This window comes from Microbacterium sp. Bi128, from assembly GCF_918698205.1.
In genome coordinates this window covers 1-2,964 of record NZ_CAKKMM010000596.1, presented here as the reverse complement: position 1 = coordinate 2,964, position 2,964 = coordinate 1, and the positions used below count along the sequence as shown (strand labels likewise).

Genomic DNA, 2,964 nt, shown 5'->3' with positions numbered 1-2,964 from the left:
GACGTGCAGCCGGGCAACTCCGGGGGTCCGCTCCTGACCGTGGACGGGCAGGTGGCGGGGGTCGTTTTTGCCAAGGCCACAACCGAGTCCTCGCTCGGATTTGCGATCACCATGAATGACCTGAGCCCCGTGGCGGCTCAGGCGCCGGGTCTGGGCAGTGCCGTTTCGTCCGGACAGTGCATCAAGAAATAGCAGGGCTGCCGCGCAGGCCCTAGCCACAGCCACGCCGGAGCCGCACGCAGCTAGAGCCACTCCAGGCTCTGCCCGTGCGGGCCCGTGATGGCTGCCGGCTGGCCGTCCTGCAGCAGCAGGAACCGGCCGCGGAGCCGGGCGTCATCCATTTCCGGGACCACACTGGACCCGTCTGCCTGCACCACCACCATGTGGCCTTCGTTCGAGAGCCAGTGGCAGCCCCGCTCCGCGGCAAGATCCGCCATGGTGCGCCGGAACCGGGAGCGGCCGCCGGCATCCAGGTACGCCATGACGGCGCTGTGGAATACCACCAGGGCGGCGTCGGCCGGGGCGCGGCCGGCGAGCTCCACAAGTTGTTCGTTGAGGTCGCCGGCCACCAGCAGCGGCGGCCGTTCCCTGGCAATGGCGATCGCCTGGCGCAGCCGTTCAAGCCGGAACTCCTGCTCCGGCCAGACGAGGGCTTCGAGCCAGGCGACGTCGGCCGGGTCGCGCACGTTCAGGGGGTTGAGGTCGATCCCGGCACGCCATGCCACCCGGGGGATTTCCGCCGGCAGCGGCACCGGGCCCGAGGTCAGGCAGCGCAGGACCGGAAACGTGCCAGGCTGGGCGCCATCCGGAACCAGCCGCGTCGTCCTTGCTTCCGCCGCCGGGTCCGCCGCCGACTCATCCGGTGCCCCCGCCCCGGTGTCGACAAAATCGTAACCGTAGCGGTCAGGGAACAGTGCCAGCCCCGCCGAGGCGCCCACCTCGATGAGGGCCAGCGGCCGGCCCTCTGCCGCGGATATCTGCGCGAGTGAGGGCAGCAGGGTGGCGCAGCGGCCGGCCTCGTTCGTCTGCGTGGACCGGGACAGCACGATTTCCGAGACCGCGTCCCAGTGATGGTCCAGGAACCTCCGGAAATCGCGGTAAGGGCTGATCTGCGCGCCGAGGAACCGGGCCGCGGCGAGGATCAGCAGCGGCTGGCGCTTGTTGTGCGGCCAGTGATCAATCCGCCGGATCACCTCGGCGTCCCCGGCGATCCCCACGGACCACGCGGCATAGCAGGGGGAGGAACCGGGGGCATCGACCGTGCCGAAGTGCCGGTACCACTGCGCTGTGTCTGTGTCTGTGTCTGTGTCCGTAGCCGTAGCCGCGTCCGGTGCTGTGTCCGAGGCGGTGCCCGTGGCAGCGTCCGGAGCTGCGGACGGTTCCCCGGATGCTTCCGCCGCCGCGGGTTCGGCGGGGGACATGCTCAGTCCCCGGCCGCGTGCAGCCCGGCGAGGTATTCCACCGCGAAGCGGTAGCCCAGGATCCCGGCGCCGGCGATCACGGCCTTGCTGATGTCCGAAAGGTAGGAATGGTGCCGGAAAGGCTCGCGGGCGTGAACATTGGTGATGTGCACCTCGACCGTCGGCAGGGCAACAGCGGAAATGGCGTCCCGGATGGCCACGGACGTGTGCGTGTAGGCGCCGGCGTTGAGCACGATTCCCACCGCCTTCCCGCGGGCGGCGTGGATGGCGTCCACGAGGGCCCCTTCATGGTTGGACTGGAAGCACTCGACGTCCAGGCCGTGCGCGGCACCGGCGTCTTTGGCGAGCTGTTCGACGTCGGCCAGCGTCGCCGTCCCGTATTTCTCGGGCTCGCGGGTGCCAAGCAGGTTCAAATTGGGTCCGTTGAGAACCAGGATGGTGCCGCGGCCGGCAACGGTGGCGGAGGTGGCTTCAGTCATGTCTGCAAATCTATCGCGCCGCGGCCCGCGCGCGCCGTTCGTTACTGCCGCATTCTTCGCTGCTGCGGATGTTCCCGCCGCGGCCGCGTCGACAGACAGGACCAACGACGACGGCGGCGCGGCCCACCACGGTGGGCGGCGCCGCCGCCGGACAAACAGGCCAGCCAAACACAGCCGACGAACCCTTTTCGGAACGAGCCGGCTATTTCTTCAGCGACTGCGCGATCTGGGCCATGACGGTGTTGTCTGCCAGGGTGGTCGCGTCGCCGACTTCGCGGCCTTCGGCGACGTCCTTGAGCAGGCGGCGCATGATCTTGCCGGAGCGGGTTTTGGGCAGTTCCGGGACCACGAGGATGGTTTTGGGTTTGGCGATCGGGCCGATTTCCTTGCTCACGTGGTTGCGGAGTTCCTGGACGATTGCGTCGCCGGTGTCCACGGCGTCGGCGCGGAGGATCACGAAGGCGACGACGGCCTGTCCGGTGGTCTCGTCCGCGGCGCCGACGACGGCGGCTTCCGCCACCGCGGGGTGGGACACGAGTGCGGACTCGATTTCGGCGGTGGAGAGGCGGTGGCCGGAAATGTTCATCACGTCATCGACCCGGCCCAGCAGCCAGATGTCGCCGTCCTCGTCTTTCTTGGCGCCGTCGCCGGCGAAGTACATGGTCTCGAAGCGGGACCAGTACGTTTCCTTGAACCGCTCCGGGTCGCCCCAGATCCCGCGCAGCATGGCGGGCCACGGTTCGCGGATCACGAGGAAGCCGCCGTGGCCGTTGGGTACGGATTCGCCGAGTTCGTCCACGACGTCCACGGCGATGCCCGGCAGCGGGACCTGGGCCGAGCCGGGCTTGGTGGCCGTGACGCCGGGCAGCGGGGCGATCATCTGCGCCCCGGTCTCGGTCTGCCACCAGGTGTCCACGATCGGCGCGGGGTTTTCCTTCCGCTCGCCGTTCTTGCCGGCGTTGCCGCCGATGACCTCGCGGTACCACATCCAGGCCTCGGGGTTGATGGGTTCGCCGACGGAACCGAGGACCCGGATCGAGGAGAGGTCGGACTTGGCCGGGATG

Annotated in this window: 4 protein-coding genes; 1 reads left to right on the top strand and 3 read right to left on the bottom strand. The window is 69.2% G+C overall.

Features of this window, described 5'->3' with window-relative positions; genetic code table 11:
* The coding region (locus LQV45_RS23490) for a trypsin-like serine protease (protein ID WP_230009058.1) at positions 1-192 on the top strand (192 nt) is incomplete at its 5' end.
* Positions 193-242: 50 nt separating this feature from the next.
* Here LQV45_RS23490 and LQV45_RS23485 read toward each other — a convergent pair.
* From LQV45_RS23485 to LQV45_RS23475, 3 genes are all read right to left on the bottom strand, one after another.
* A complete protein-coding gene (locus tag LQV45_RS23485) occupies positions 243-1,421 on the bottom strand; it encodes a DUF2332 domain-containing protein (RefSeq protein ID WP_230009057.1) in 1,179 nt (392 codons plus the stop codon).
* 2 nt (positions 1,422-1,423) lie between these two features.
* Positions 1,424-1,900, bottom strand: coding sequence for a type II 3-dehydroquinate dehydratase (gene aroQ / locus LQV45_RS23480; protein WP_230009056.1), 477 nt, complete (start codon positions 1,898-1,900; stop codon positions 1,424-1,426).
* Between the two features lie 202 nt (positions 1,901-2,102).
* A partial coding sequence (locus LQV45_RS23475) for an AMP-binding protein (protein WP_230009055.1) occupies positions 2,103-2,964 on the bottom strand: 862 nt, incomplete at its 5' end.

Bases quoted from the DNA above. Each gene is read 5' to 3' on its own strand.
- LQV45_RS23485 (WP_230009057.1), bottom strand. From the start codon at position 1,421: ATGTCCCCCGCCGAACCCGCGGCGGCGGAAGCATCCGGGGAACCGTCC.
- aroQ (WP_230009056.1), bottom strand. From the start codon at position 1,900: ATGACTGAAGCCACCTCCGCCACCGTTGCCGGCCGCGGCACCATCCTG.